Here is a 23,135-nt window from a genome sequence, read left to right on the forward strand (position 1 = left end):
CGCCCGCAACCGCGTTACTGCTCGGTGGGGATCGTGGCGTCGGGCCAGGCCCAGTTCGAGACCACGGGCATGTCCGCGCCGTGTTCACGGGTCCAACGCCGTGCGATCAGCCGGGCGTCCACGATTTCCTGACGGAGGCCCGCGGCCTGTTCGCGCAGGCCGGGGACGCGGTCGATCACGTCGATGACCAGGTGGAAGCGGTCGAGATCGTTGAGCATCACCATGTCGAAGGGGGTGGTGGTCGTGCCCTTCTCCTGGTAACCCCGTACGTGCATGTTGTGGTGATTGGTGCGGCTGTAGGTGAGGCGGTGCACCAGCCACGGATAGCCGTGGAAGGCGAAGATCACCGGGCGGTCGGTGGTGAACAGGGCGTCGAATTCGGCGTCGGGCAGGCCGTGCGGGTGATCGCCGGCGGGCAACATGCGCATCAGATCGACGACGTTGATGAAGCGAACTCGCAAGTCCGGCAGGCGATCTCGTAGAATCGCCACTGCCGCCAGGGTTTCCAGGGTCGGGATGTCGCCCGCGCAACCCATCACCACATCGGGTGTGGTGCCCAAATCGTCGTTGTGACAAGCCCATTCCCAGATGCCGAGGCCGCGCGTGCAGTGCAGGCCCGCTTCCTCGGCCGAAAGCCAGTCGGGCCCAGGCTGTTTCCCGGCCACGACCACGTTCGCGTAATGCAGTGACCGCAGGCAGTGGTCGTAGGTCGACAGCAGGGTGTTGGCGTCGGGCGGCAGGTACACGCGCACGATATCGGGACTCTTGTTCGCCACCACGTCGAGGAAACCGGGGTCCTGGTGGGTGAAGCCGTTGTGGTCCTGGCGCCACACGTGCGAGGTGAGCAGGTAGTTCAAGCTGGGGATCTTGCGCCGCCACGGCACTTTCAGGCTGGCGTCGAGCCATTTGGCGTGCTGGTTGAACATGGCGTCGACGATGTGGATGAACGCCTCGTAGCAGGTGAAAACGCCGTGGCGGCCGGTGAGCAGATAGCCCTCGAGCAGGCCCTCGCACATGTGCTCGGACAGCACCTCCACCGCGCGGCCGTGCGGCGACAGATCCACGTCCCAGCGGCCGACCTCCTCCTGCCAGTCGCGACCGGTCACCTCGAGAATGTCGCCGAGGCGATTGCTCACCAGTTCGTCGGGGGCGAAGGTCAAGAAGTTGTGCGGGTTGCGGGCGGTGACATCGCGCAACCAACTGCCCAGCACCCTGGTGGCCTCGTGCTGACTCGCGCCCGGTGCCACGACATCCACGCAATATTCGCGCCAGTCGGGCAGGTCGAGATCGCGAATCAGCAAGCCGCCGTTGGCAACTGGGTTCAAGCTCATCGGATGGGCGGGAACCTGCTCGAGCAGTGTCGACACCGGCGTGCCGTCGTGTTCGAACAGTTCCTCGGGCCGGTACGACTGCAGCCACAGCTCCAACACCCGTCGATGATCGGGGTTGGTGCGCGCGTCGGGCAGCGGCACCTGATGCGCGCGGAACGTGCCCTCCACACGCAAGCCGTCGACCACCGGCGGACAGGTCCAACCCTTGGGCGTGTGCATCACGATCATCGGCCAGCGCGGACGTTTCATGTCGCCGTCCTCGCGCGCCGCCCGCTGGAATTCGGCGATCTTGTCCATGCAGGTGTCCATCGCCGCAGCCATCGCCTGGTGCACCGGCGCCGGGTCGTTGCCCGAGACCACCAGCGGCTCGTAGCCGTACCCGCGCAACAGTTCGACCAACTCTTCTTTGGGGATGCGCGCGAAGATCGTGGGGTTGGCGATCTTGTACTCGTTCAACGCCAGGATCGGCACCACCGCACCGTCGCGCCCGGCGTTGAGGAACTTGTTCGCATGCCAACTGCCCGCCAACGGACCGGTCTCGGCCTCACCGTCGCCGATCACGCAGAACACCACCAGATCCGGGTTGTCCAGCGCGGCACCGTACGCGTGCAGCAGGCAATAGCCCAGCTCACCACCCTCGTGGAACGAACCGGGCGTCTCCGGCGCGCAGTGACTGGGCACGCCACCGGGGAAGGAGAAGCGGTGGAAGAAGCGGCGCATACCGTCGGCGTCGCGGGGGATATCGGGCTCTAGAACGGAATAGGCGTCCTCGAGCCAGGCACAGGCGTTCGGGCCGGGGCCGCCGTGACCGGGGCCCGCCACGTAGACCGCGTTCAGCTCGCGGTTCCTGATCACTCGATTGGCATGGGCCCACACCAGATTCAGGCCGGGCACGGTGCCGAAATGGCCCAGCAGGCGCGGCTTGATGTCGTCGGGGATCAGCGGGGTGCGCAGCAGGGGATTGCTCATCAGGTAGATCTGGCCGACCGCGAGATAGTTCGACGCGCGCCACCACGCGTCGACCGCGACGAGCTCCGCGCGCGACAGCGGGCCCGGCGCGTCGGTGAGAACGTACGGCTTGGGCGGGATGGTTTCGCCCTGGCCGCCCTCCAGATTATCCGCGGCGGTGTCGTCGCTGGACCGGGTCATCGCGGACTCCTCGTACTCGACCGAGTTCGCGGCACCGTCGGAGCCGCGGGACCTGCCCGGGCACCGCCCAACTCACGGCGACACCGGTGAGACACGCATCGCCGAGCCTACCGTCGTGCCGGTTCCGCGGGCCGCAACGACGGTCGATTACTGTGCGGGCCATGCATTCTCTCGGCAAGATCTTCGGAATCGGACTCGTCGCGGCCGCCGCGATCACCACCGCAGCCTGCGGCTCGGACTCGGATTCGACCGGCTCGCCGAGCACGAGCGTGCAAGGTGCACCCGCCGCGAGCACCGGCCGCGAATGCACCGCCGACGACGTGAAAGTCACCGGCGGTTACGGCGAAGCGCCCACCATCACCATCCCCGACACCTGCGACGCGCCCACCACCCTGATCACCAAGGACCTGGTGGTCGGCAGCGGACCCGGCGCGGCCGCCGGACAGCCGCTGACCATGAACTACGAGCTGGTCACCTGGTCGGACAAGCAGGTGCTGGACAGCTCCTTCAAGCGCGGCAAGCCGTTCGGCCTGACGCTGGGCACCGGCCAGGTCATCCAGGGCTGGGACGAAGGACTGGTCGGCGTGCAGCAGGGCACCCGTCGACTGCTGATCGTGCCGCCCAACCTGGGCTACGGCCAGGGCGGCAACGGTGTCGCACCCAACGAGACGCTGGTCTTCGTGACCGACGCCGTGCAGGTCGGCCGCTAGCGGCACCGCCAACCAAACACCGATTACACGACCGCGCACGCGGTCAACTAACCTGGTCGGGATGCGTACGTCGCACCTGTCTCAGGACGCGACGCCCCTGTCCGGGGCCAACACCATGAACTACGAACCAAGGAGTATGTCCGTGAAGAGCACCGTCGAGCAGCTGAGCCCGACCCGGGTCCGGATCAACGTCGAGGTGCCCTTCGAGGAGCTGAAGCCCGACTTCGACAAGGCGTACAAGGCACTGGCACAGCAGATCAAGATCCCCGGCTTCCGTCCCGGCAAGGCCCCGGCCAAGCTGATCGAAACCCGTGTCGGCCGTGGCGCCGTGCTCGAGCAGGTCGTCAACGAGGCGCTGCCGAACAAGTACGCCGAGGCGATCCAGACCGGTGAGATCAAGGTCATCGGCCAGCCCGAGATCGAGATCACCAAGATCGAAGACGGCGAAGAGCTGGCCTTCACCGCCGAGGTCGACGTGCGCCCCGAGATCGCCCTGCCCGACTACTCGGGCATCGAGGTGACCGTCGATTCCTTCACCATCGGTGACGACGACATCGAAGAGCAGCTGCTGTCGCTGCGTCAGCGTTTCGGCACCCTCACCGGTGTCGAGCGCGCGGTCGTCGACGGTGATTTCGTGTCGATCGACCTGTCTGCCACCGTCGATGGTGAGGACGTCCCCGAGGCGGCCACCACCGGCCTGTCGCACGAGGTCGGTTCGGGTCAGCTGATCGAGGGCCTCGACGACGCGGTCATCGGCCTGAAGGCCGGCGAGTCCGCCGAGTTCACCTCCAACCTGGTCGCCGGCGACCACGCGGGCAAGGAAGCCGTGATCACCGTGACCGTGCAGTCGGTCAAGGAGCGCGAGCTGCCCGAGGCCGACGACGAGTTCGCCCAGCTGGCCAGCGAGTTCGACACCATCGACGAGCTCAAGGAAGACCTGAAGGGCCGCGTCGAGCGCGTCAAGAAGGTCGAGCAGGCCGGCGAGATCCGCGACAAGGTGCTGGACACCCTGCTCGAGACCATCGAGGTCCCGCTGCCCGAAGCTGTGGTCAAGGCCGAGGTCGACGCCGTGATCCACGACGCCGTGCACGGTTTCGACCACGACGAGGCCAAGCTGGCCGAGGCGCTCGAGGCGCAGGGCTCGTCGCGCGAAGAGTTCGACAAGGACACCCAGGAAGCCGCCGAGAAGTCGGTGAAGACCCAGCTGCTGCTGGACGCCATCGCCGAGGCCGAGAACACGCAGGTCGGCCAGCAGGAGCTCACCGAGCGAATCCTGTTCCAGGCGCAGCGTTACGGCATGGCGCCCGAGCAGTTCATCCAGCAGGTGCAGCAGGCAGGCCAGCTCGGCGCGGTCTTCGCTGACGTGAAGCGTGGCAAGGCGCTGGCCGGCATCGTGGGCCAGGTCAAGGTCACCGATTCCGACGGCAATGTCGTGGACACCACCGAAATGTTCGGTGACCCTGCGGATTCCGCTGCAGACGAGCAGAACGAAGCCGCTGCTGAGTAAGTTTGGTCAGCGTGATTTGATTGCGCTGTGAGCGAAGAAGGGCGGTACCGGGAGTTCGGTGCCGCCCTGCTTCGTTAGTGTTTGTGACGACGACCCGTATTCGTATGGCCGTAGCTATCGGTGAGAAGAGAAGGCAGGTATCCGTGACAATGAACCAGGCAGGGGTCATGACAGCCACTACCGCTGGCCTCAACCTCAGTGATTCGGTGTACGAGCGGCTCCTGCGCGAGCGCATCATCTTCCTGGGCAGCCAGGTCGACGACGACATCGCGAACAAGATCTGCGCGCAGATCCTGCTGCTCTCGGCCGAGGACTCGACCAAGGACATCGCCCTCTACATCAACTCGCCCGGCGGCTCCGTCACCGCGGGCATGGCCATCTACGACACGATGCAGTTCGCCGAGTGCGACATCGCCACCTACGGCATGGGCCTGGCGGCATCGATGGGGCAGTTCCTGCTCACCGCGGGCACCAAGGGCAAGCGTTTCGCGCTGCCGCACACCCGGATCATGATGCACCAGCCGTCGGCGGGCATCGGTGGTTCGGCCGCGGACATCGCGATCATGGCCGAGCAGTTCGCCCACACCAAGCGTGAGCTCAACGAGCTGCAGTCGCTGCACACCGGCAAGTCGGTGGAGCAGGTGACCGAGGACGCGGACCGCGACCGCTGGTTCACGGCGAAGGAAGCCCTGGAATACGGCTTCATCGACCACGTGGTCGCCCACGCGAACCAGGCGAAGAAGTAGCACCCGCGCGCCCCACACACTCGAGACAAGCTTGGAGACCAAGATGGCCAATCTGATCGACCCGCGCGCAGGCCTGGGTGGCGCTGCCGCGGCCACCCCGCAGTCGCGCTACATCCTGCCGCAGTTCACCGAGCAGACCTCGTTCGGCGTCAAGACATCCGACCCGTACAACAAGCTGTTCGAAGAGCGGATCATCTTCCTGGGCAACCAGGTCGACGACGTGTCCGCCAACGACATCATGGCGCAGCTGCTGGTGCTGGAGTCCCAGGACCCCGACCGCGACATCACCATGTACATCAACTCGCCCGGTGGTTCGTTCACCGCGCTGATGGCCATCTACGACACCATGCAGTACGTGCGCCCCGACGTGGTCACGGTCTGCCTGGGTCAGGCCGCCTCCGCCGCCGCGGTGCTGCTGGCCGCCGGTGCGCCCGGCAAGCGCGCCGCGCTGCCCAACGCCCGCATCCTGATCCACCAGCCGTCCTCGGGCGGGGTGCAGGGTCAGGTGTCCGACCTCGAGATCGCCGCGGCGGAGATCGAGCGGATGCGTCGCCTGATGGAAGTCACCATCTCGCGCCACACCGGCAAGTCCGAGGAGCAGGTCCGCAAGGACACCGACCGCGACAAGATCCTGACCGCCGACGAAGCCAAGGAATACGGCATCATCGACCAGGTCTTCGACTACCGGAAGCTCAGCGGTCAGAAGTGACACGCCCGGGCCCGCTGCCCTGATGTGGGCGGCGGGCCCACCTTTTTCACCCGGGGTGGCTCACAATGGTGAGAACCCGCACAACGCAGACCGCAAACATGCGCGAGTTGTCGACCTCATTCGCGCACAACAGGTACGGTCGACTCAGGGACCATTGCTCTGATTGACGGCACCGAGACGTGTTTGACGGCCCAATCGGGGGTGCACGGTCGCACTCGGACAAGGAAGTAGGGACCTACGAGATGGCGCGCATCGGAGACGGCGGCGATCTGCTCAAGTGCTCGTTCTGCGGAAAGAGCCAGAAGCAGGTCAAGAAGCTCATTGCGGGCCCTGGGGTCTATATCTGCGACGAGTGCATCGACCTGTGCAACGAGATCATCGAGGAAGAGCTGGCCGAATCGAGCGAAGTCAAGCTCGACGAGTTGCCCAAGCCCTCGGAGATCCGGGATTTCCTCGAGAACTACGTGATCGGCCAGGACACGGCCAAACGGACGCTGGCGGTGGCGGTCTACAACCACTACAAGCGCATCCAGGCCGGTGACAAGGGCCGAGACAGCCGCGGCGAGACCGTGGAGCTGGCCAAGTCCAACATCTTGATGCTTGGCCCCACCGGCTGCGGTAAGACCTACCTCGCGCAGACCCTTGCCAAGATGCTGAACGTGCCGTTCGCCATCGCCGACGCCACCGCGCTCACCGAGGCCGGCTACGTGGGCGAGGATGTCGAGAACATTCTGCTCAAGCTGATCCAGGCCGCGGACTACGACGTCAAGCGCGCCGAGACCGGCATCATCTACATCGACGAGGTCGACAAGATCGCCCGCAAGAGCGAGAACCCGTCGATCACCCGCGATGTGTCGGGCGAGGGTGTGCAGCAGGCGCTGCTGAAGATCCTGGAAGGCACGCAGGCCAGCGTCCCGCCGCAGGGCGGTCGCAAGCACCCGCACCAGGAGTTCATCCAGATCGACACCACGAACGTGCTGTTCATCGTGGCCGGCGCCTTCGCGGGCCTGGAGAAGATCGTGTCCGATCGCACCGGTCACCGCGGCATCGGCTTCGGCGCCGAGGTGCGCTCCAAGGCCGAGGTCGACACCGACGACCACTTCGCCGACGTGATGCCCGAGGATCTGATCAAGTTCGGTCTGATCCCCGAGTTCATCGGCCGTCTGCCGGTGATCGCGTCGGTGACCAACCTGGACAAGGAATCGCTGGTCACCATCCTGTCCGAGCCGAAGAACGCGCTGGTCAAGCAGTACGTTCGACTGTTCGAAATGGACGGCGTGGACCTCGAGTTCACCTCCGACGCCCTCGAGGCCATCGCCGATCAGGCGATCCTGCGCGGCACCGGCGCTCGTGGCCTGCGCGCCATCATGGAAGAAGTCCTGCTGCCGGTGATGTACGACATCCCCGGTCGCGACGACGTCGCCAAGGTGGTCGTGAACGCCGATACCGTCATCGACAACGTCCTCCCGACGATCGTGCCCCGCAAGGCGCAGCGGCCCGAGCGTCGCGACAAGTCGGCATAGGACACCTACGCGAAAGGGCCCCTTCGAATCCGAAGGGGCCCTTTTCGTGTGCTCAGTGGGTGGGATTGCCCAGGCTCGGCGCCGCGAGCAGATCCTCGGCGTCGTCGGCGGGGATGTCCGCACTGGCACGGGCGATGGCGGTGCTGTAGCGGGCGCTGGCGGCATTGTGGATGAGCAGGGCAACACCGATCATGATCGGGGCCACCGCGTGCACAGCGGCGTCGTACCAGTGCCGCGCGCTCAGGTGCGGGTAGGTGTTCAGCGCGATGGTCAGCGATAGCAGGAACCCCTCGGCGATCAGCACCTGGTTGCGGTTGCCCATCACCCCCCACTCCGATACCCGCGTGGTCCCGATCATGATGATGATCAGACACACGCTGATCATCGCCTCGAGGCCGAAGCTGGCCCAGTACAGCGGATCGCTCGGCCCGCCGGGGGCGATGTTGTGCTGCACGTTCACCGCCGACCACAGCATCCCCACCAGCACCACGCCTGCCAACCCGCGCAGCGACCAGGTGCGGTGCTGATACAGCGACGCCAGGCGAGCGCGCGGGTTGGACTCGCGGCGTTGCGCGGCGATGGCCTTGCGGGCCAGCATCAGGTCCGACATCTCGGCGCGCTCGAGCTCCGCGGTGGTGTCGCGTAAGCGGTCGGCGTGCGAAGAGGCGGCCTTGATCTGCTTCCAGCGCTGATCGCGCTCGTAGGTGCGGATCTTTTCGGCGAGCTCGCGTTCGGCGCGCAGTTCGTCTTCGGACAGTGCGTCGGTCAACGCCGGATCGGACTGGTAGGCGATCCGACGCCTGGCCCGTTCCACCCGCACGGGCAAGGCGGTGACCTCGTGGTCGAGCGGGTGTTCCTCGCGCATCGCAACTCCAGTAGCAAAAGGGTTCGCCGGGTCGCGTCATTGTTGCGCATGGAGCGGGGGAACTACACCCGCGGGCCCGAATCAACCGGCCCGCGGGGGCTCAAAGGGTCTGGCGCACAAGCGGTGTTGCCGTGGATGCACCAGAACGGGGGTCGGTGACAACGGTGGTGAAACCGTCGCGCCCGGGGTCGAGGAGCTTCGTTGATCCTCCGTGGTTCGCCGTTGAACCTTGGTCCCGTGAAGTGCTTCTGATGGTGTGTCGTCGCTGGTCATCGCCGTGTTACTCAGATGTTTGGGAGGTGGAGAAATGGATAGGGGATCGGTTCCTTCGAAACCGTCCTTTCGTCCGTTTGGTCCGTCTCGCAGGGCCTTCACCAGATACGACGGGTTCGGCACGCAAAACTCATCGGCGTATCCTCGCGGTGTGTCGGACTGGTACTGCTGATTTCGTGCTGTTTACTCGGTCCGTCAATCAGATGTTCGAGTGACGAGTGGAAGCGGAGGAGACATGGCACTGCCTACGATGACCGCCGAACAGCGCACCGAGGCGTTGGCCAAAGCGGCTGCCGTGCGCAAGGCGCGCTCGGAACTGATCGGCAAGGTGAAGGAGGGCAAGGTCACCGTCGCCGATCTGCTCAAGAAAGCCGACAGCGACGACCTGGTGAAAAAGACCAAGGTCGCTGCCGTGATCAAGGCACTGCCGGGCGTGGGTCCGGTCAAGGCCGCGAAGTTGATGGATCAGGCCGAGATTCCCGAGGATCGTCGTATCGGTGGCCTGGGTGCTCGTCAGCGCGCGGCACTGCTCGACGCCCTCGAGGCCTGAGCCGATTCGCGATCCGACGCCCGTGGTGCGCGATGCACGGGCGTCGGGATGGTCTTTCAGGGATATCTACACGCAGTAGGTCAGCAGGAAGTCGTTGATCCGCAGGCGCCAGCCCGGTTGTAACTCGATCGGGAGGGTGCCAACGCGTGACCAACGCTCGCTGTCGGGGGCGGCGAAAAAGGTTCCCGAGGTCGCGGGGGCTTCGCGGACGAACACCTTGCCACGGTCGGGGGCGACGAAGGCATGGACCCGCGAGACCAGACGATCACGTTCGATCAGTATCGGCGTCGCCGCGGAGGCGCGCACCGATTCTTCGCCCGACGGGTTGCGGCCCAGCACATACGACCGGTCCAGCGGGTAGCTCATCCCGTCTTCGGTGACCAGGGCGCCGCGCGAACTCGCACCACCTTTGCTCAACGCGACCGGTTCGGCGCGTTTGGCGGCGTTCAATGCCTGCGACCAGGCGCGGGGGGCGTTCGCGGCGGGGGAGTTGCGGGGGCCGGTGCTGACGGTGACGCCGTCGGAGTTGACGGGGTCGCCGGTGTTCGCGCTTGCCGGTTCACCGTCGGGTTGGGGCGCCTCGGCGGGGAATCCCTGGGTGGGCGGCAGTGCGTCGCCGGGGTCGGTGGCACGGGTGGGTGGGCGCACGGCTTGGAAGCCGGTGGCCTCGGTGGGTGCGGGTTCGTCGATGGACTCCACCCGACGCGGCGGGGGATTGCGCCGGCGGCCCAGATTCAGCACGAAACCGTTGCCGGTGACGATGCCCGCGCGCAGGTCGGTGCGCGGGTTGGCGCTGGTGGGGTCGGCCATCTCCGCGCCGACCGCGATCCGCCGCACCGGTTCGCGGATGATCTCGTCGACCCAGGTGAAGGCCCGGTCACCGGCCAGGCGACGGTTGCCCTCCGCGCCGGAGATCTCGGCGATCACCGCGCCGCGCAACAGGATCAACATGCCGTCGGCGGTGGGGGCGAGCACGCCGAAAGGTGGTGGGGCGGAAGCGCCGCCGAAGACCACGCCCGCCAACCGCTGCGCCAGGGCCGCACCCGGTGCGGAGGCCGCGGTGTTGTTGGCGACGGTTTCGACCGCGCCGAGCAGGCGGTCGGTCGAGGGCGTCTCACCGGCCAGATAGACCACGACATCGCCGAAACGGGCGACGATCCCGGTCCCCGGCACGATGGCCACGGTGGACGAATGCGCGTGCATCAACGCCTCCTTCTCGGACTGGCCTGCTCCCCGCTGTGGCCGCCCCGCTGCGCGGTAGACCGCGACCGAGGTCTGTGTCGCCAGCATAGAGGGCGCGGCGCCCTCGGATAAGGCTCGAAGCACAATTTCGAACAGTGTTCGTGCCAAACGGTGTTCGTGCGCCGCGTAAGATCGGCACATGAATGCCGCACCCGTGAGTCGCCGGGCACGACCGGCGAAACCACCCCTGAGCCGCGAACTCGTCATCGAGACCGGCCTGCGCATCCTCGACACCGACGGCTGTGCCGCGCTGACCATGCGCCGGGTCGCCCAGGAACTCGATACCGGGGCCGCGTCGCTGTATGTGTACGTGGCGCATCGCGACGACCTGATGACGGCGATGCTCGACCATGTGTTGGCGCAGATCCCCGTGCCCACTTCAGGGGACTGGCGGGGGCGGCTGACCGCGCTGGTCGACGCGGCGATCGAGGCGTTGGGGCGGCATGACGGGCTGGCGCTGGTGGGGTTCGGGCGGACCCCGACCACCGATCACGCCCGTGCGCTGGTCGAGCGGTTGGTGGTGCTGTTGCGTGAAGGGGGACTGGATGGCGAGACGGCGGGGTGGGCTGTGCGGCTGATCCAGCGACATATCGCCGCGGAAGCTGTGGAGCAGGCGGCCCGCGGGGCGACGCAGGACTCACTCGATCGTGGCCGGTGGGCGCTGAATGCTCTGCTCAACGGCATTCTCGCCACCCCGCGCGGAGAGGGTCGCGTGCGCACGCAGCAGCGGCCTGTAGTGACCGGCGGGCCGGTGCGACCGGCGCGCGAGGACGAGATCGGGGCGTTGCAGGAGATCGAGGTGCGGGCGGGGGCGCCGTTCGCGCAGGTGGGGATGATCGCGGTGGCCGACGACGAGCCGCCGTCGCGAGAGATGTTGCGCGCCTTCATTATTGCGGGGCGGGCGTGGGTGTGGCCCGATGAGCACGATCGGCCGATCGGGTATCTGGTGTTGGACTTCGTCGACGGTGTGCCGCACATCGAACAGGTCTCGGTGGACCCGGCGTACGCGGGTGCGCGGATCGGGAAGCGGTTGATCGACTACGCGGTGCGCTGGTCGAAAGACCGTGGGCTGCACCAGATCACGCTGACCACGTTCACGCAGGTGCCCTGGAACGGGCCGTACTACGAACGCCTGGGGTTCGCCTATATCGCCGCTGCCGACGAACCGCCGGGCCTGCGCGCGATCCGGGCCACCGAACTGGCCCACGGGCTGGACGAATGGCCCCGCGCGTCCATGCGCGCGGAGCTCGCCTCCTGGGTCTTCGACGGAACCGGCGGAGTCGGTCGGACTATCGGGTGATGCGGGCGTGTCGCGCGAACGCCTTCTCGGCGGCGCGCGTCGCCGCCGCTCGGTCGGCGGGGACCAGGCCGATTCGGGTGCGGCGGTCCAGCAGGTCGTCGACGGTCAGGGCGCCTTCGTGGGTGATGGCGAAATCGAATTCGGCTGCGGTGACATCGATTCCGGGTGCCACCGGTTCTGCCAGGGCGGGGTCGGACAGCCAGGCGGAGACGATCTGGGTGGCCTCGGTGCCGTAGCGCTCGATCAGGACCGGCGGGGCGTCGATGCGGTCGCGGGCGGCGCCGGTGACCGCGCCGACCAGGGGGAGGGTCTTGGTGCGGCAGGGGGCGGCGGTGAGTCCGGAGTGGGCGATGGCGGCGTCGACGGCGTCTTCGGCCATCTTGCGGTAGGTGGTGAGTTTGCCGCCGACCACGGTGATCAGGTCGTCGGGTGCGATCATGACCGCGTGTTCGCGCGAGATGTCGGCGGTGCTGTCGCCGTCGGTTTTGAGCAGGGGGCGCAGGCCGGCGAACTGGCCGCGAATGTCCTTGCGGGTCAACGGTTCCCGTAGGACCGTATTGATCGTGTCGAGCAGGAAGTCGATCTCGGATTCGGTGGGTTGTGGCTCGTCGGGGATCGGGCCGGGGGCGGCTTCGTCGGTGAGACCGAGGTAGACGCGGCCGTGCGCGGCGGGTAGCGCGAACACGAAACGGCTGATGCTGCCGGGTACGGGCACGGTCAGCGCGGCACTCAGACCTCCGAACGCGGCGGCGTCGAACACGAGGTGGGTGCCGCGGCTGGGGCGCAGTTCGATGCTGTCGTCGATCTCGTCCGCCCACACGCCGCACGCGTTCACCACCGCGCGGGCGGTGACCTCCAGGTGTTCGCCGGAGATGGTGTCCCGCAGCAGCACATAATCGCCGCGTGCCGTCCAGGCTGCCATGCGGGTGAGCACGGTCGCGCCGAGGTCCGCCGCGGTCCGGGCCAGCGCGACAACCAGTCGCGCGTCGTCCACGAGCTGCCCGTCCCAGGCCTGCAGCCCGCCGCGCAGTCCCTCACGTCGCACCGTGGGCGCCAACCGCAGTACCTCGGCCTCGGTCACCCGACGCGAGCGCGGCAGGGTATCGGCGGAGGTGCGTGCGCTGATCCGCAAGGCGTCACCGGCGGCGAAACCCGCACGGATGAGCGAACTCTGGGCCGTCCTGATCTCCGGCAGCAACGGCACCAACTGGGGCATCGGGCGCACCAGATGCGGTGCGGTGGTGCCCAACAGGATCCCGCGCTCGACCGCGCTCTCGTGCGCGATCCCCACCCGACCGCCCGCCAGGTACCGCAGCCCGCCGTGCACCAGCTTCGAACTCCACCGGCTGGTGCCGTGCGCGAAGTCGTTGCGCTCCACCAGAACTGTGCGCAGGCCACGCGCGGCGGCGTCGAGGGCCACGCCGGTGCCGGTCACGCCGCCGCCGATCACCACCAGGTCGACCTCGGGATTGGCGTGCAGTGCGGCCAGTTCGGCGGTGCGGCGTGCGGCATTGAGTTCAGCGGTCATCACAGTCCTTCTCGGGTAGCGGGAGCAGGTAACCCTCGATAGCCCTGGACAATTCGGCGTCGAATTCCGCACCGGCCAGTAGTTCCGCGACCGTGCCCGCCGATTGCACCGCCGACTGAGCGATCAACAGCAGCATGGTGCCCATGTGCTCGGGATCGCCCGCCCGAATCGACCCATCTGTGTGGCCTAGCCGGATCACGGTGGCGAACAGCTCGATCAGCGTGCGCTGGTTGCGACCCAGTCGACCGAACACATAGGTGAGCATCAAATCGGTGTCGGTGCGGAAGATCTTGGCGAACACCGCATTCGACCGAATCGCCGCCGCGCCGTCCACGATCCCGCGCACCAGCCGAATCCGACCTAGGCCGGTGTCGGGCATGGTCTCGGCCATGATCGTGCGCAGTTCCCGCACCAGCAATTCCGCGATCAGCGAGCCGGTGTCGGGCCAGCGGCGATACACCGTCGGCCTGCTGACGCCCGCTCGACGCGCCACCTCGGTGAGCGTGGTGCGACGAACTCCGAAATCTACGACGCAGGCCCGCGTGGCATCGAGAATCGCCACGTCTGTTGGCGAAAGCTGGTCAGCGTGGGTAGCGAGGTCGATCATCGTGCTTCACCGCCGGTGTGTTCGGTGGCGCCGGGTGGTGGCGCCGTGGTCGAGCTGGAACGCCCCAGGGTATCGAGCGGACCAGGCAGGTTGCGGTTGGGAAAGTGCGGCAGTGACATCCGACAGCGGTGCCGATGCCGACTCGAGGACATATCGCGTGGTTACTGCTTGACATCTTATGTCATTATGTAACGCATGGTCGAGATGCAACACGAACAATCCGGGTCTGCCACGGTGGCGCCGAGCATGGTGTGGGACGCGTGGGGCGTCGCCGCCGGTCACCAGCCGCTGTCGGCGCAGATCCGTGGTCTGCTCGGACAGGTTTTCGGGATCTCGGGTGACCCGGTCGCGCGTCGTGACGAGGGTGACGTGCCCCTCGTTCCGTCGACGCTTACCTTGACTGATAAGTCCGGCCTGGCCGCGATCGTGGGTGACGAACATCTCACCACCGCCGACATCGCTCGACTCCGCCACGCAGGCGGCAAGAGCACCATGGACCTGCTGCGCCGCCGCGACACACAGCCGCAGCGCGCCCCCGACGCCGTCGTGTACCCCGCCGACCACGCGCAGGTCATCTCGCTGCTGCGGTACTGCGCCGAGCACGCCATCGCGGTGGTCCCGTTCGGCGGCGGCACCAGTGTGGTCGGCGGCGTCGACCCGGTGCGCGGGCGGTTCGACACGGTGATCGCGGTGGATCTGCGCAGGCTCGACACCCTCACGCAGGTCGATCCGGCCAGCGGCACCGCCACGCTGGGCGCTGGACTCACCGGCCCGCAGGCCGAGCAACTGCTGGGCGCGCACGGGTTGTCGCTGGGACATTTCCCGCAGAGTTTCGAATTCGCCAGCATCGGCGGGTTCGCCGCGACCCGGTCGTCGGGTCAGGCGTCGGCGGGCTACGGCCGGTTCGACGACATGGTCCAGGCGCTGGTGGTGGCCACCCCGCAGGGCACCCTCGACCTGGGCCGCGCGCCCGCGTCGGCGGCGGGGCCGGATCTGCGCGAGCTGTTCGTCGGGTCGGAGGGTGCGCTGGGCATCATCACCTCGGTGACCGTGCGCGTGCATCCGGTGCCGGAAACCATTGCCTACCAAGGTTGGTCGTTCCCCGACTTCGCCACCGGCGCGGCGGCGCTGCGCAGTGTCGTGCAGGCGGGGGCCGCGCCGACGGTGCTGCGACTGTCCGACGAAGCGGAGACGGGACTGAACCTGGCTCGCACCGCCGACGTCGGCCGCGACCCGGTGTCGGGCTGCCTCGCCATCACCACGTTCGAAGGAAGCGCGGCGCACGTGGCCGCCCGGTCGGCCGAGGCGAGCGCGTTGCTCGCGGCCGCGGGTGGCACCGCGCTGGGCGAGGCGCCCGCGCAACAGTGGGAGCACGGCCGGTTCGCCGCGCCGTACCTGCGCGACGCGCTGCTGGATGTCGGCGTGCTGTGCGAAACCCTCGAAACCGCCACCAGCTGGGCCAATCTGGCCAATCTCAAGATCAAGGTCACCGGTGCGCTGATGGACGCGCTCGGTGCGCAGGGCACACCTGCCCTGGTCATGTGCCATATTTCGCACACCTATCCCACCGGTGCCTCGCTGTACTTCACCGTGGTGGCCAAGCAGCTCGACGACCCGATCGCCCAGTGGCAGATCGCCAAGTCCGCGGCGGGCGACGCGATCATCGCCGCGGGCGGCACCATCACCCACCACCACGCCGTCGGCGCGGACCACCGGCCGTGGATGGGTGCGGAGATCGGTGAGCTGGGCGTTCGGGTGTTGCGTGCGGTGAAGCGCGAACTCGACCCCACCGGGGTGCTCAATCCTGGGAAGCTGGTGCCGTGAGCGAACATTCGGTGCGGCGGGTCCTGGTAGTCACCAACCCGCATTCGGGCTCGGGACGCGGCGACGGTGTCACGGAGGCAGTGCTGGCGGAGCTGGCCACCCAGGGTGTCGAGGTGACGCAGGTGCGCGCGCCGAGTGCGGATTCGTCTGTCGCGCAGGTCAGAACGGAGCTCGCGGGACCCGACCGGCCCGACGCGGTGATCTGCGTGGGCGGCGACGGACTGATGAACGTCCTGCTGGCGGCGGTCGCGCACAGCGGTGTGCCGCTGGGACTGGTGCCCGCCGGCACCGGAAACGACCTGGCACGCGAACTCGGCATTCCCACCGACGACCCGCGCGCGGCCGTGCGGATCCTGCTCGACGGTCGCGTCCGCACGCTGGATCTGGGCCGGATCGAATCGCCCGACGCCACCCCCACCTGGTTCGCGACCGTGGTCGGCACCGGCTTCGACGCGCGAGTCACGTTGCGCGCCAACGGCATGCGATACCCGCGCGGACCACTGCGCTACACCGTGGCGGCGGTGGCGGAACTGCTGCGCGGCTACACCCTGCCGTTCCGCATCGAGATGTCCGGGCTGGCACCGGGCGCCCTGGACAACCCGCCCGACCAACACGTGGTGATCATGACCGACGCGGTGATGGCGCCCATCGGTAACACCCGCACCTACGGGGGCGGGATGTTGGTGTGCCCAGAGGCCAAGGCAGACGACGGGTATCTCGACATCACCGTGGTCGGCGCGGTGTCGCGCTGGGAGATGGGTCGGTTGCTGCCCGCGCTGTCGGCGGGCAAGCGCATCGACCATCCCGCGACGAAGCGGTACCGGGCGCGACGGATCACCGTCAGTGCGCCGGGTGGGTATGCCACCGCTGATGGCGAGCCGGCGGGAATGTTGCCGGTGACGGTGCAGGCGATGCCGGGGGCGTTGGCTGTGCTGGTGCCCTGACCTAAGGCCAACGTGGAGGCGAGGCCGGGCGCCTTGGCTGTGTTGGTGCCCTGAACTCAGGCCGAGGTGACCGTGGAGGCGATGCCGGGCGCGTCGGCTTGTGCTGGTGCCCTGAACTCAGGCCGCGTCGAACCCGATGCGTGACACCGCGGCCAAGGTCGGCCGGTCGATGATCACCACCGACGTCGCCGACAGCGGCGCGGTCTCGGGTTCGAGCGTGTCGAGTTCGCGCATCATCGCCGCCCAGCGACGGCAGTGTGCGGTGAACGCGACACTGTTGACCCTGCGCCCTCGGCTGATCTGACCGTGCCTGGCCTGCATCGCGGGCACGTCGATGAGCACCATGTGCAGCTCGCGCCGGCCTTGCGCGGCCCAGCGCACGATCAGGCGGCGACTCCACCGGAATGTCGCGCAATCGTGGATGGCGACCGGGCCGTTGTCCGCGCGCAGTGCGTCGCGGATCGCGCGGTAGTGCGCCAAATGCACCAGCGGTCGCCACAGCGAATAGGGCGCCCACCCCAGACGATGGCGCAGCCGGTTGCGCGTGTGGTTGGAATCCAGGACCAGCGCGCCCGACGCGGACCGCACCGACTGCTCGGCATCGGGGCCCGCACCGAACAGCCGGTGCAGCGCGGTGGACTTGCCCGCCCCGGGCACACCGGCGAACACCAGCACCGTGCCGGCCGGGTAGCGCAGTTCGTCGACCTCGCCCGCGCGTAGGTCCACCAGGGCGGCCGGGGTGATGATTCGGGGTGCCGATCGGTGGGTGGGGGCCGAGTCGGAATCGAGCGGGGGCGTCACCCTCTCCAGGATCCGGTAAAGCGGACAAAACGGCAATCAGGGATTTCCCTGATAGGCCGCTGCGGGTCCGGGGGAGTGCTTGGCGCGCAAGGGTTTCCGCGTGTCGCCGTGGCGCGTCATAGGCCTTGCTGACCTGCGCGGGGTCGAATCTGAGAATTCCATATGGATTCTTCGAGGTGGGCGCGATCGCCGGTAGGATCACAGGTGTAGACGGAGTCTTCGGTGTCCCTCATCCACCGAAGATTCCGTCTTTTTTTGTGCGCGGGTAGGCGGGGAAAAAGGTGTCGCCGCCTCCCCTTAGGATTGGGACGTGACCGCCACAGCCCCGGAGAACTCGCGTAATCGTGCCGATGCCCTGCCCAAGAGCTGGAACCCCAGCGAGGTAGAGGCCGACCTGTACGAGGGCTGGGTCAACGCGGGATACTTCACCGCCGACGCCTCCTCGGCCAAGCCGCCGTACTCGATAGTGTTGCCGCCGCCCAACGTCACCGGCACCCTGCACATGGGCCACGCCCTGGACCACACGATCATGGATCTGCTCACCCGCCGCAAGCGGATGCAGGGCTACGAGGTGCTGTGGCTGCCCGGCATGGACCACGCGGGCATTGCCACCCAGACCGTGGTGGAGAAGCAGCTGGCCGCCGACGGCAAGACCAAAGAGGACTTCGGTCGCGAGCTGTTCATCGACAAGGTGTGGGACTGGAAGCGCGAGTCCGGCGGTCAGATCCAGGGGCAGATGCGACGCCTCGGCGACGGCGTGGACTGGAGCCGCGACCGTTTCACCATGGACGACGGCCTGTCGCGCGCGGTCCAGACGATCTTCAAGCGCCTGTACGACACGGGCCTGATCTACCGCGCCGAACGACTGGTGAACTGGTCGCCGGTGCTGCAGACCGGCATCTCCGATCTCGAGGTCGACCACAAGGAGGTCGACGGCGAGCTCGTGAGCATGCGGTTCGGGTCGCTGAACGATGACGAGCCACACGTGATCGTGGCCACCACCCGCGTGGAGACGATGCTCGGTGACACCGCCGTGGCCGTGCACCCCGACGACGAGCGGTACAAGGCGCTGATCGGCACCACGCTCTACCACCCGATCACCGGCCGTCAGATCCCGATCGTGGCCGACGACTACGTCGATCCCGAATTCGGTTCCGGCGCAGTGAAGATCACGCCCGCGCACGACCCCAACGACTTCGAGCTCGGCCTGCGCCACGGCCTGCCGATGCCCACGATCATGGACAAGGCCGGCCGGATCGCCGACACCGGCACCGAATTCGACGGCATGGACCGGTTCGAAGCCCGCGTGAAGATCCGCGAGCGTCTCGAGGCCGAGGGCCGCATCGTCGGACGCAAGTTCCCCTACAAGCACCAGGTCGGTCACTCGGAGCGCTCCGGCGAGCCGATCGAACCGCGCCTGTCGATGCAGTGGTGGGTCAAGGTCGACACCCTGGCCAAGGCCGCCGGCGACGCCGTGCGCGAAGGCGACGTGAAGATCCACCCGGCCAGCCAGGAACCGCGCTGGTTCGACTGGGTCGACAACATGCACGACTGGTGCATCTCGCGTCAGCTGTGGTGGGGCCACCGCATCCCGATCTGGTACGGCCCCGAAGGCGAGATCGTGTGCCTCGGCCCCGGCGAGGAAGCGCCCGAAGGCTGGGTGCAGGACCCCGACGTGCTCGACACCTGGTTCTCCTCGGGTCTGTGGCCGTTCTCGACCATGGGCTGGCCCGACGCCACGCCCGAGCTGGCGAAGTTCTATCCGACCAGCGTGCTCGTCACCGGTTACGACATCCTGTTCTTCTGGGTGGCCCGGATGATGATGTTCGGCATGTCGGTCAGCGACGATCCCGTGCTCACCGCCGGTAAGGGTTCGCAGAAGCAGGTGCCGTTCGAAGACGTGTTCCTGCACGGTCTGATCCGCGATCAGCACGGCAAGAAGATGTCGAAGTCGCGCGGCAACGGCATCGACCCCCTGGACTGGATCAACTCCTACGGCGCCGACGCGCTGCGCTTCACCCTGGCCCGCGGCGCTCAGCCCGGCGGCGACCTGTCCGTCGGCGACGCGCACGCGCTGGCCTCGCGCAGCTTTGTCACCAAGCTGTTCAACGCCACCAAGTTCGCGCTGATGAACGGCGCGCGCACGGGTGACCTGCCCCCGCGCGACACCCTCACCGACGCCGACCGCTGGATCATCGACCGGCTCGACGAGGTCCGCGCCGACGTCGACACAGCGTTCGACGCCTACGAATTCGGCAAGGCCTGCGAGGCGCTGTACCACTTCGCCTGGGACGAACTGTGCGACTGGTACCTGGAGCTGTCCAAGGTCCAGTTCGCCGAGTCCGACGCGCGCGCCGAGAGCACCGCGGTGGTGCTGGGCACCGTGCTCGACGCGGTGCTTCGCCTGCTGCACCCGGTGATCCCGTTCGTCACCGAAACGCTGTGGAAGGCACTGACCGGCGGCGAATCGCTGGTGATCGCGGCGTGGCCGCAGGCCAGTGGCATCGCCACCGACGAACTCGCCGCCCAGCGCGTGGCCGACACCCAGCGCCTGATCACCGAGATCCGCCGGTTCCGTGGCGATCAGGGCCTGGCCGACAAGCAGAAGGTCAAGGCCACCCTGGTCGGCATCGAGGAGGCCGGACTGAGCGGTTTCGCCGATTCGGTGGCCAACCTGGCCCGCCTCACCGAACCCGGTGACGACTTCGCCACCACCGCGGAGGTGGAGGTGCGCCTGTCCGGCGGCACCGTCACCGTGCAGCTGGACACCTCCGGCGCGATCGACCTCGACGCCGAACGTCGACGCCTGGAGAAGGATCTCGCGTCGGCGCAGAAGGACCTCGACACCACCACCGCCAAGCTCGGCAATGAGGCCTTCCTGGCCAAGGCGCCGCAGCCGGTGGTGGACAAGATCACCGCGCGTCGGGATGTGGCCACGGCCGAAGTCGCGCGCATCGGCGCCCGCCTGGCGGAGCTGAGCGCCAAATGAGCGACCTGGGCCCCTTCGATATCGACCCCGAGGACATCGAGCCCGACAGCGGCGACTTCGGTGGTACCGGCTACGAGGAGGCTCGTCCCGACACCGGCCCCTCACCGGTCGACCTCGCCGAAATGGCCCTGGTCGAAGCCGAACTCGACAAGCGCTGGCCCGAAACCAAGATCGAGCCCTCGCTCACCCGGATCTCCACCCTGATGGATCTGCTGGGCAACCCGCAGCACAACTACCCGGCCATCCACATCGCGGGCACCAACGGCAAGACCTCGGTGACCAGGATGATCGACGCCCTGCTCACCGCCCTGCACCGGCGCACCGGCCGGATCACCAGCCCGCACCTGCAGCTGGCGACCGAGCGGATCAGCATCGACAACGCGCCGATCACCCCGGCCGACTACGTGGCGACCTACCACGAACTCGCGCCGTACATCGGCATGGTCGACCTGCGTTCCGCGGAAACCGGCGGTCCGGCGATGAGCAAGTTCGAGGTGCTCACCGCCATGGCCTACGCCGCGTTCGCCGAAGCCCCGGTCGACGTGGCCGTGGTCGAAACCGGCATGGGTGGCACGTGGGACGCCACCAATGTGATCCAGGCGCAGGTCGCGGTGATCACCCCGATCGGCCTGGACCACACCGACTATCTGGGCCCCGACCTCGAGTCGATCGCCAAGGAGAAGGCCGGGATCATCAAGCGCGCCCCCGAAGCGCTGATCCCCACCGACACCGTCGCGGTGATCGCCGAGCAGCCGCCCGAGGTGATGGACGTGCTGTTGCGGCGCGCCGTGGCCGAGGACGCCGCCGTTGCCCGCGAGGGCGCGGAGTTCCGAGTGCTGGAACGCGCGGTCGCCGTCGGTGGACAGCTGCTGACCCTGCAGGGTCTGGGCGGCGTCTACGACGAGATCTTCCTGCCGCTGCACGGCGAACACCAGGCCCGCAACGCCTCGCTCGCACTGGCCGCGGTGGAAGCCTTCTTCGGCGCGGGCGCGGATCGTCAGCTCGATATCGAAGCCGTGCGCACCGGTTTCGCGAGTGTGGCCAGCCCCGGCCGGATGGAACGAATGCGCAACGCGCCCACCATCTTCGTCGACGCCGCGCACAATCCGGCCGGCGCGCAAGCCCTGGCCAAGACGCTGACCAGCGAGTTCGACTTCCGCAAATTGGTCGGCGTGGTCGCGGTGCTGGCCGACAAGGACGCGGGCGGGATCCTCGACGCGCTCGAGCCGATCTTCGACGAGATCGTGGTCACCAGCAACGGTTCCCCGCGCGGCATGGACGTCGACGCGCTGGCCGACCTGGCCGTGCAGCGGTTCGGCGACGAACGCGTGATCACCGCCGAAACCCTGCCCGACGCACTCGAGTCGGCGATCGCGCTGGCCGAGCAGGCGGGCGACGAAGGTGACGTGATCTCCGGCGCCGGCGTGATCGTCACCGGGTCGGTCGTCACCGCCGGGGCCGCGCGCGCACTGTTCGGAAAGGGACCGGCATGAGTGAGGCGCCCACTGTTCCTGACCCCTGGAAGGGTCTGCGCGGGGTGATGGCGGGGACGTTGATCCTCGAGGCGATCGTCGTGCTGCTGGCGTTGCCGGTGGTCGCCGATGTCGGTGGCGGTGTGACGTGGTTGTCGGGCACCTACCTGGTGGTGCTGTCGCTGCTGATGATCGCGGGCGCGGGTGTGCAGCGGAAGCCGTGGGCGATCCCGTTCAACCTGGGTTTGCAGGTGCTGCTGCTGGCCGGTGCGTTCATCCACCTGTCGATCGGCGTGATCGCGGTGGTGTTCATCGCGGTATGGGCGTTCATTCTGATTCTGCGCGCCGATGTCCAACGTCGCATGGACGCAGGACTACTACCCAGTCAGCGGATGCGTTCGAATTCCTGACGGTTGCCGGGTACGCAGGACTACTACCCAGTCAGCGAATGCGTTCGAATTCCTGAGTCCCAGTCGACGAAAGTCGTCGAGTCCTGACAGCCGCCGGCCCCGGCTCGAGGGCCCGATCCGCGTGCTGACACGGCCGACGCTAGGGTTACCCCCGTGACTGAGCAGACGTTGGTACTGATCAAGCCGGACGGTGTCTCCCGTGGCCTCGTCGGCGAGATTCTCGCGCGGATCGAGCGCAAGGGCCTCACTTTCGCGGCGCTGGAACTGAAGAACGTGTCCCCCGAGCTCGCGGCCGAGCACTACGCCGAGCACGCCGAGCGGCCGTTCTTCGGCTCGCTGATCGAATTCATCACCTCCGGCCCGGTCCTCGCGGCCGTGCTGGAAGGTCCCCGCGCGATCGCGGCGTTCCGTCAGCTCGCCGGTGGCACCGACCCCGTCGAGAAGGCCGTGCCCGGTTCCATCCGCGGCGATCTGGGCCTCGAGACCCAGTTCAACCTGGTCCACGGGTCCGACTCGCCCGAGTCCGCCAAGCGCGAGATCGCCCTCTGGTTCCCCGAATTCCCGGCCTGACCCTCGCAGGTTCGCACCGCGGCAGAAACAAGTAGGACACCCGGTCAGGCGGTATCGACTCCGCCCGGCCGGGTGGCCCTGGCTC

19 protein-coding genes are annotated in these 23,135 nt (G+C 67.6%); 13 read left to right on the forward strand and 6 right to left on the reverse strand.

Annotation, left to right across the window (positions count from 1 at the left end; all coding sequences use genetic code 11):
* Positions 1 to 14: 14 nt before the first annotated feature.
* Positions 15 to 2,480 carry a phosphoketolase gene (locus ACFWVD_RS20655; RefSeq protein WP_379245088.1) on the reverse strand — a complete coding sequence of 822 codons (2,466 nt, stop codon included), beginning with the start codon at positions 2,478 to 2,480 and terminating at the stop codon, positions 15 to 17.
* A gap of 161 nt (positions 2,481 to 2,641) precedes the next feature.
* Between ACFWVD_RS20655 and ACFWVD_RS20660 the strand changes: the two genes are divergently transcribed.
* From ACFWVD_RS20660 to clpX, 5 genes are all read left to right on the forward strand, one after another.
* Positions 2,642 to 3,190 (forward strand): FKBP-type peptidyl-prolyl cis-trans isomerase, encoded by a 549-nt coding sequence (locus ACFWVD_RS20660; protein WP_379245090.1) that lies wholly within the window; start codon positions 2,642 to 2,644, stop codon positions 3,188 to 3,190.
* Positions 3,191 to 3,332: 142 nt separating this feature from the next.
* Entirely contained in the window at positions 3,333 to 4,697 is a 1,365-nt protein-coding gene (gene tig, locus ACFWVD_RS20665; RefSeq protein ID WP_379245092.1) for a trigger factor, read from the forward strand.
* Positions 4,698 to 4,846: 149 nt separating this feature from the next.
* On the forward strand, positions 4,847 to 5,443 hold the full coding sequence (locus tag ACFWVD_RS20670) for an ATP-dependent Clp protease proteolytic subunit (protein WP_379245094.1): 597 nt from the start codon (positions 4,847 to 4,849) through the stop codon (positions 5,441 to 5,443).
* A gap of 43 nt (positions 5,444 to 5,486) precedes the next feature.
* On the forward strand, positions 5,487 to 6,152 hold the full coding sequence (locus ACFWVD_RS20675) for an ATP-dependent Clp protease proteolytic subunit (RefSeq protein WP_379245096.1): 666 nt from the start codon (positions 5,487 to 5,489) through the stop codon (positions 6,150 to 6,152).
* Between the two features lie 242 nt (positions 6,153 to 6,394).
* Positions 6,395 to 7,675 (forward strand): ATP-dependent Clp protease ATP-binding subunit ClpX, encoded by a 1,281-nt coding sequence (gene clpX, locus ACFWVD_RS20680; RefSeq protein ID WP_379245098.1) that lies wholly within the window; start codon positions 6,395 to 6,397, stop codon positions 7,673 to 7,675.
* 52 nt (positions 7,676 to 7,727) lie between these two features.
* On the opposite strand, the gene ACFWVD_RS20685 is transcribed toward clpX, so the two are convergent.
* Entirely contained in the window at positions 7,728 to 8,540 is an 813-nt protein-coding gene (locus ACFWVD_RS20685; RefSeq protein WP_379245100.1) for a hypothetical protein, read from the reverse strand.
* A gap of 508 nt (positions 8,541 to 9,048) precedes the next feature.
* Between ACFWVD_RS20685 and mihF the strand changes: the two genes are divergently transcribed.
* Positions 9,049 to 9,363: an integration host factor, actinobacterial type gene (mihF, locus tag ACFWVD_RS20690; protein ID WP_019045768.1), complete on the forward strand. Its 315-nt coding sequence runs from the start codon at positions 9,049 to 9,051 to the stop codon at positions 9,361 to 9,363.
* 66 nt (positions 9,364 to 9,429) lie between these two features.
* Here the strand turns inward: mihF and ACFWVD_RS20695 are convergent, their stop codons facing one another.
* Entirely contained in the window at positions 9,430 to 10,653 is a 1,224-nt protein-coding gene (locus ACFWVD_RS20695; protein WP_379245102.1) for an FHA domain-containing protein, read from the reverse strand.
* A 91-nt stretch (positions 10,654 to 10,744) separates the two neighbouring features.
* Between ACFWVD_RS20695 and ACFWVD_RS20700 the strand changes: the two genes are divergently transcribed.
* Positions 10,745 to 11,905: a GNAT family N-acetyltransferase gene (locus ACFWVD_RS20700; protein WP_379245104.1), complete on the forward strand. Its 1,161-nt coding sequence runs from the start codon at positions 10,745 to 10,747 to the stop codon at positions 11,903 to 11,905.
* Here ACFWVD_RS20700 and ACFWVD_RS20705 read toward each other — a convergent pair.
* Both ACFWVD_RS20705 and ACFWVD_RS20710 read right to left on the reverse strand, forming a co-directional pair.
* Entirely contained in the window at positions 11,895 to 13,433 is a 1,539-nt protein-coding gene (locus ACFWVD_RS20705) for a glycerol-3-phosphate dehydrogenase/oxidase (protein ID WP_379245106.1), read from the reverse strand. The two genes, ACFWVD_RS20700 and ACFWVD_RS20705, sit on opposite strands and share 11 nt — an antisense overlap.
* Positions 13,423 to 14,040: a TetR/AcrR family transcriptional regulator gene (locus ACFWVD_RS20710; protein WP_379245108.1), complete on the reverse strand. Its 618-nt coding sequence runs from the start codon at positions 14,038 to 14,040 to the stop codon at positions 13,423 to 13,425. The genes ACFWVD_RS20705 and ACFWVD_RS20710 overlap by 11 nt, the downstream gene beginning before the upstream one ends.
* A 246-nt stretch (positions 14,041 to 14,286) precedes the next feature.
* On the opposite strand from ACFWVD_RS20710, the gene ACFWVD_RS20715 reads away from it, so the two are divergent.
* Positions 14,287 to 15,864 (forward strand): FAD-binding oxidoreductase, encoded by a 1,578-nt coding sequence (locus tag ACFWVD_RS20715; protein WP_379245138.1) that lies wholly within the window; start codon positions 14,287 to 14,289, stop codon positions 15,862 to 15,864.
* Positions 15,861 to 16,808, forward strand: a complete 948-nt coding sequence (locus ACFWVD_RS20720; RefSeq protein WP_379245110.1) for a diacylglycerol kinase family protein — start codon at positions 15,861 to 15,863, stop codon at positions 16,806 to 16,808. Before ACFWVD_RS20715 ends, ACFWVD_RS20720 begins: the two co-directional genes overlap by 4 nt.
* 117 nt (positions 16,809 to 16,925) lie before the next feature.
* On the opposite strand, the gene ACFWVD_RS20725 is transcribed toward ACFWVD_RS20720, so the two are convergent.
* Positions 16,926 to 17,609 (reverse strand): AAA family ATPase, encoded by a 684-nt coding sequence (locus ACFWVD_RS20725; RefSeq protein ID WP_379245112.1) that lies wholly within the window; start codon positions 17,607 to 17,609, stop codon positions 16,926 to 16,928.
* Between the two features lie 310 nt (positions 17,610 to 17,919).
* Between ACFWVD_RS20725 and ACFWVD_RS20730 the strand changes: the two genes are divergently transcribed.
* The 4 genes from ACFWVD_RS20730 (at position 17,920) to ndk (ending at position 23,050) form a co-directional block, all read left to right on the forward strand.
* Entirely contained in the window at positions 17,920 to 20,598 is a 2,679-nt protein-coding gene (locus tag ACFWVD_RS20730) for a valine--tRNA ligase (RefSeq protein WP_379245114.1), read from the forward strand.
* Positions 20,599 to 20,720: 122 nt separating this feature from the next.
* The gene (locus ACFWVD_RS20735; protein ID WP_379245140.1) at positions 20,721 to 22,091 is read left to right on the forward strand and encodes a bifunctional folylpolyglutamate synthase/dihydrofolate synthase; all 1,371 of its coding nucleotides are present in this window, start codon (positions 20,721 to 20,723) and stop codon (positions 22,089 to 22,091) included.
* Complete coding sequence (locus ACFWVD_RS20740; RefSeq protein ID WP_379245116.1) at positions 22,088 to 22,480, forward strand: DUF4233 domain-containing protein; 393 nt, start codon at positions 22,088 to 22,090, stop codon at positions 22,478 to 22,480. The genes ACFWVD_RS20735 and ACFWVD_RS20740 overlap by 4 nt, the downstream gene beginning before the upstream one ends.
* A gap of 153 nt (positions 22,481 to 22,633) precedes the next feature.
* Entirely contained in the window at positions 22,634 to 23,050 is a 417-nt protein-coding gene (ndk, locus tag ACFWVD_RS20745) for a nucleoside-diphosphate kinase (RefSeq protein WP_379245118.1), read from the forward strand.
* The last annotated feature ends 85 nt before the right edge of the window (positions 23,051 to 23,135 follow it).

Source organism: Nocardia sp. NPDC058666, from assembly GCF_042714895.1.
GTDB lineage: Bacteria > Actinomycetota > Actinomycetes > Mycobacteriales > Mycobacteriaceae > Nocardia.

Coding starts and splice junctions, on each gene's coding strand:
- ACFWVD_RS20655 (WP_379245088.1), bottom strand. CDS start 2,480: ATGACCCGGTCCAGCGACGACACCGCCGCGGATAATCTGGAGGGCGGC.
- ACFWVD_RS20660 (WP_379245090.1), top strand. CDS start 2,642: ATGCATTCTCTCGGCAAGATCTTCGGAATCGGACTCGTCGCGGCCGCC.
- ACFWVD_RS20670 (WP_379245094.1), top strand. CDS start 4,847: ATGAACCAGGCAGGGGTCATGACAGCCACTACCGCTGGCCTCAACCTC.
- ACFWVD_RS20675 (WP_379245096.1), top strand. CDS start 5,487: ATGGCCAATCTGATCGACCCGCGCGCAGGCCTGGGTGGCGCTGCCGCG.
- clpX (WP_379245098.1), top strand. CDS start 6,395: ATGGCGCGCATCGGAGACGGCGGCGATCTGCTCAAGTGCTCGTTCTGC.
- ACFWVD_RS20685 (WP_379245100.1), bottom strand. CDS start 8,540: ATGCGCGAGGAACACCCGCTCGACCACGAGGTCACCGCCTTGCCCGTG.
- mihF (WP_019045768.1), top strand. CDS start 9,049: ATGGCACTGCCTACGATGACCGCCGAACAGCGCACCGAGGCGTTGGCC.
- ACFWVD_RS20695 (WP_379245102.1), bottom strand. CDS start 10,653: ATGCTGGCGACACAGACCTCGGTCGCGGTCTACCGCGCAGCGGGGCGG.
- ACFWVD_RS20700 (WP_379245104.1), top strand. CDS start 10,745: ATGAATGCCGCACCCGTGAGTCGCCGGGCACGACCGGCGAAACCACCC.
- ACFWVD_RS20705 (WP_379245106.1), bottom strand. CDS start 13,433: ATGACCGCTGAACTCAATGCCGCACGCCGCACCGCCGAACTGGCCGCA.
- ACFWVD_RS20710 (WP_379245108.1), bottom strand. CDS start 14,040: ATGATCGACCTCGCTACCCACGCTGACCAGCTTTCGCCAACAGACGTG.
- ACFWVD_RS20715 (WP_379245138.1), top strand. CDS start 14,287: ATGGTGTGGGACGCGTGGGGCGTCGCCGCCGGTCACCAGCCGCTGTCG.
- ACFWVD_RS20735 (WP_379245140.1), top strand. CDS start 20,721: ATGGCCCTGGTCGAAGCCGAACTCGACAAGCGCTGGCCCGAAACCAAG.
- ACFWVD_RS20740 (WP_379245116.1), top strand. CDS start 22,088: ATGAGTGAGGCGCCCACTGTTCCTGACCCCTGGAAGGGTCTGCGCGGG.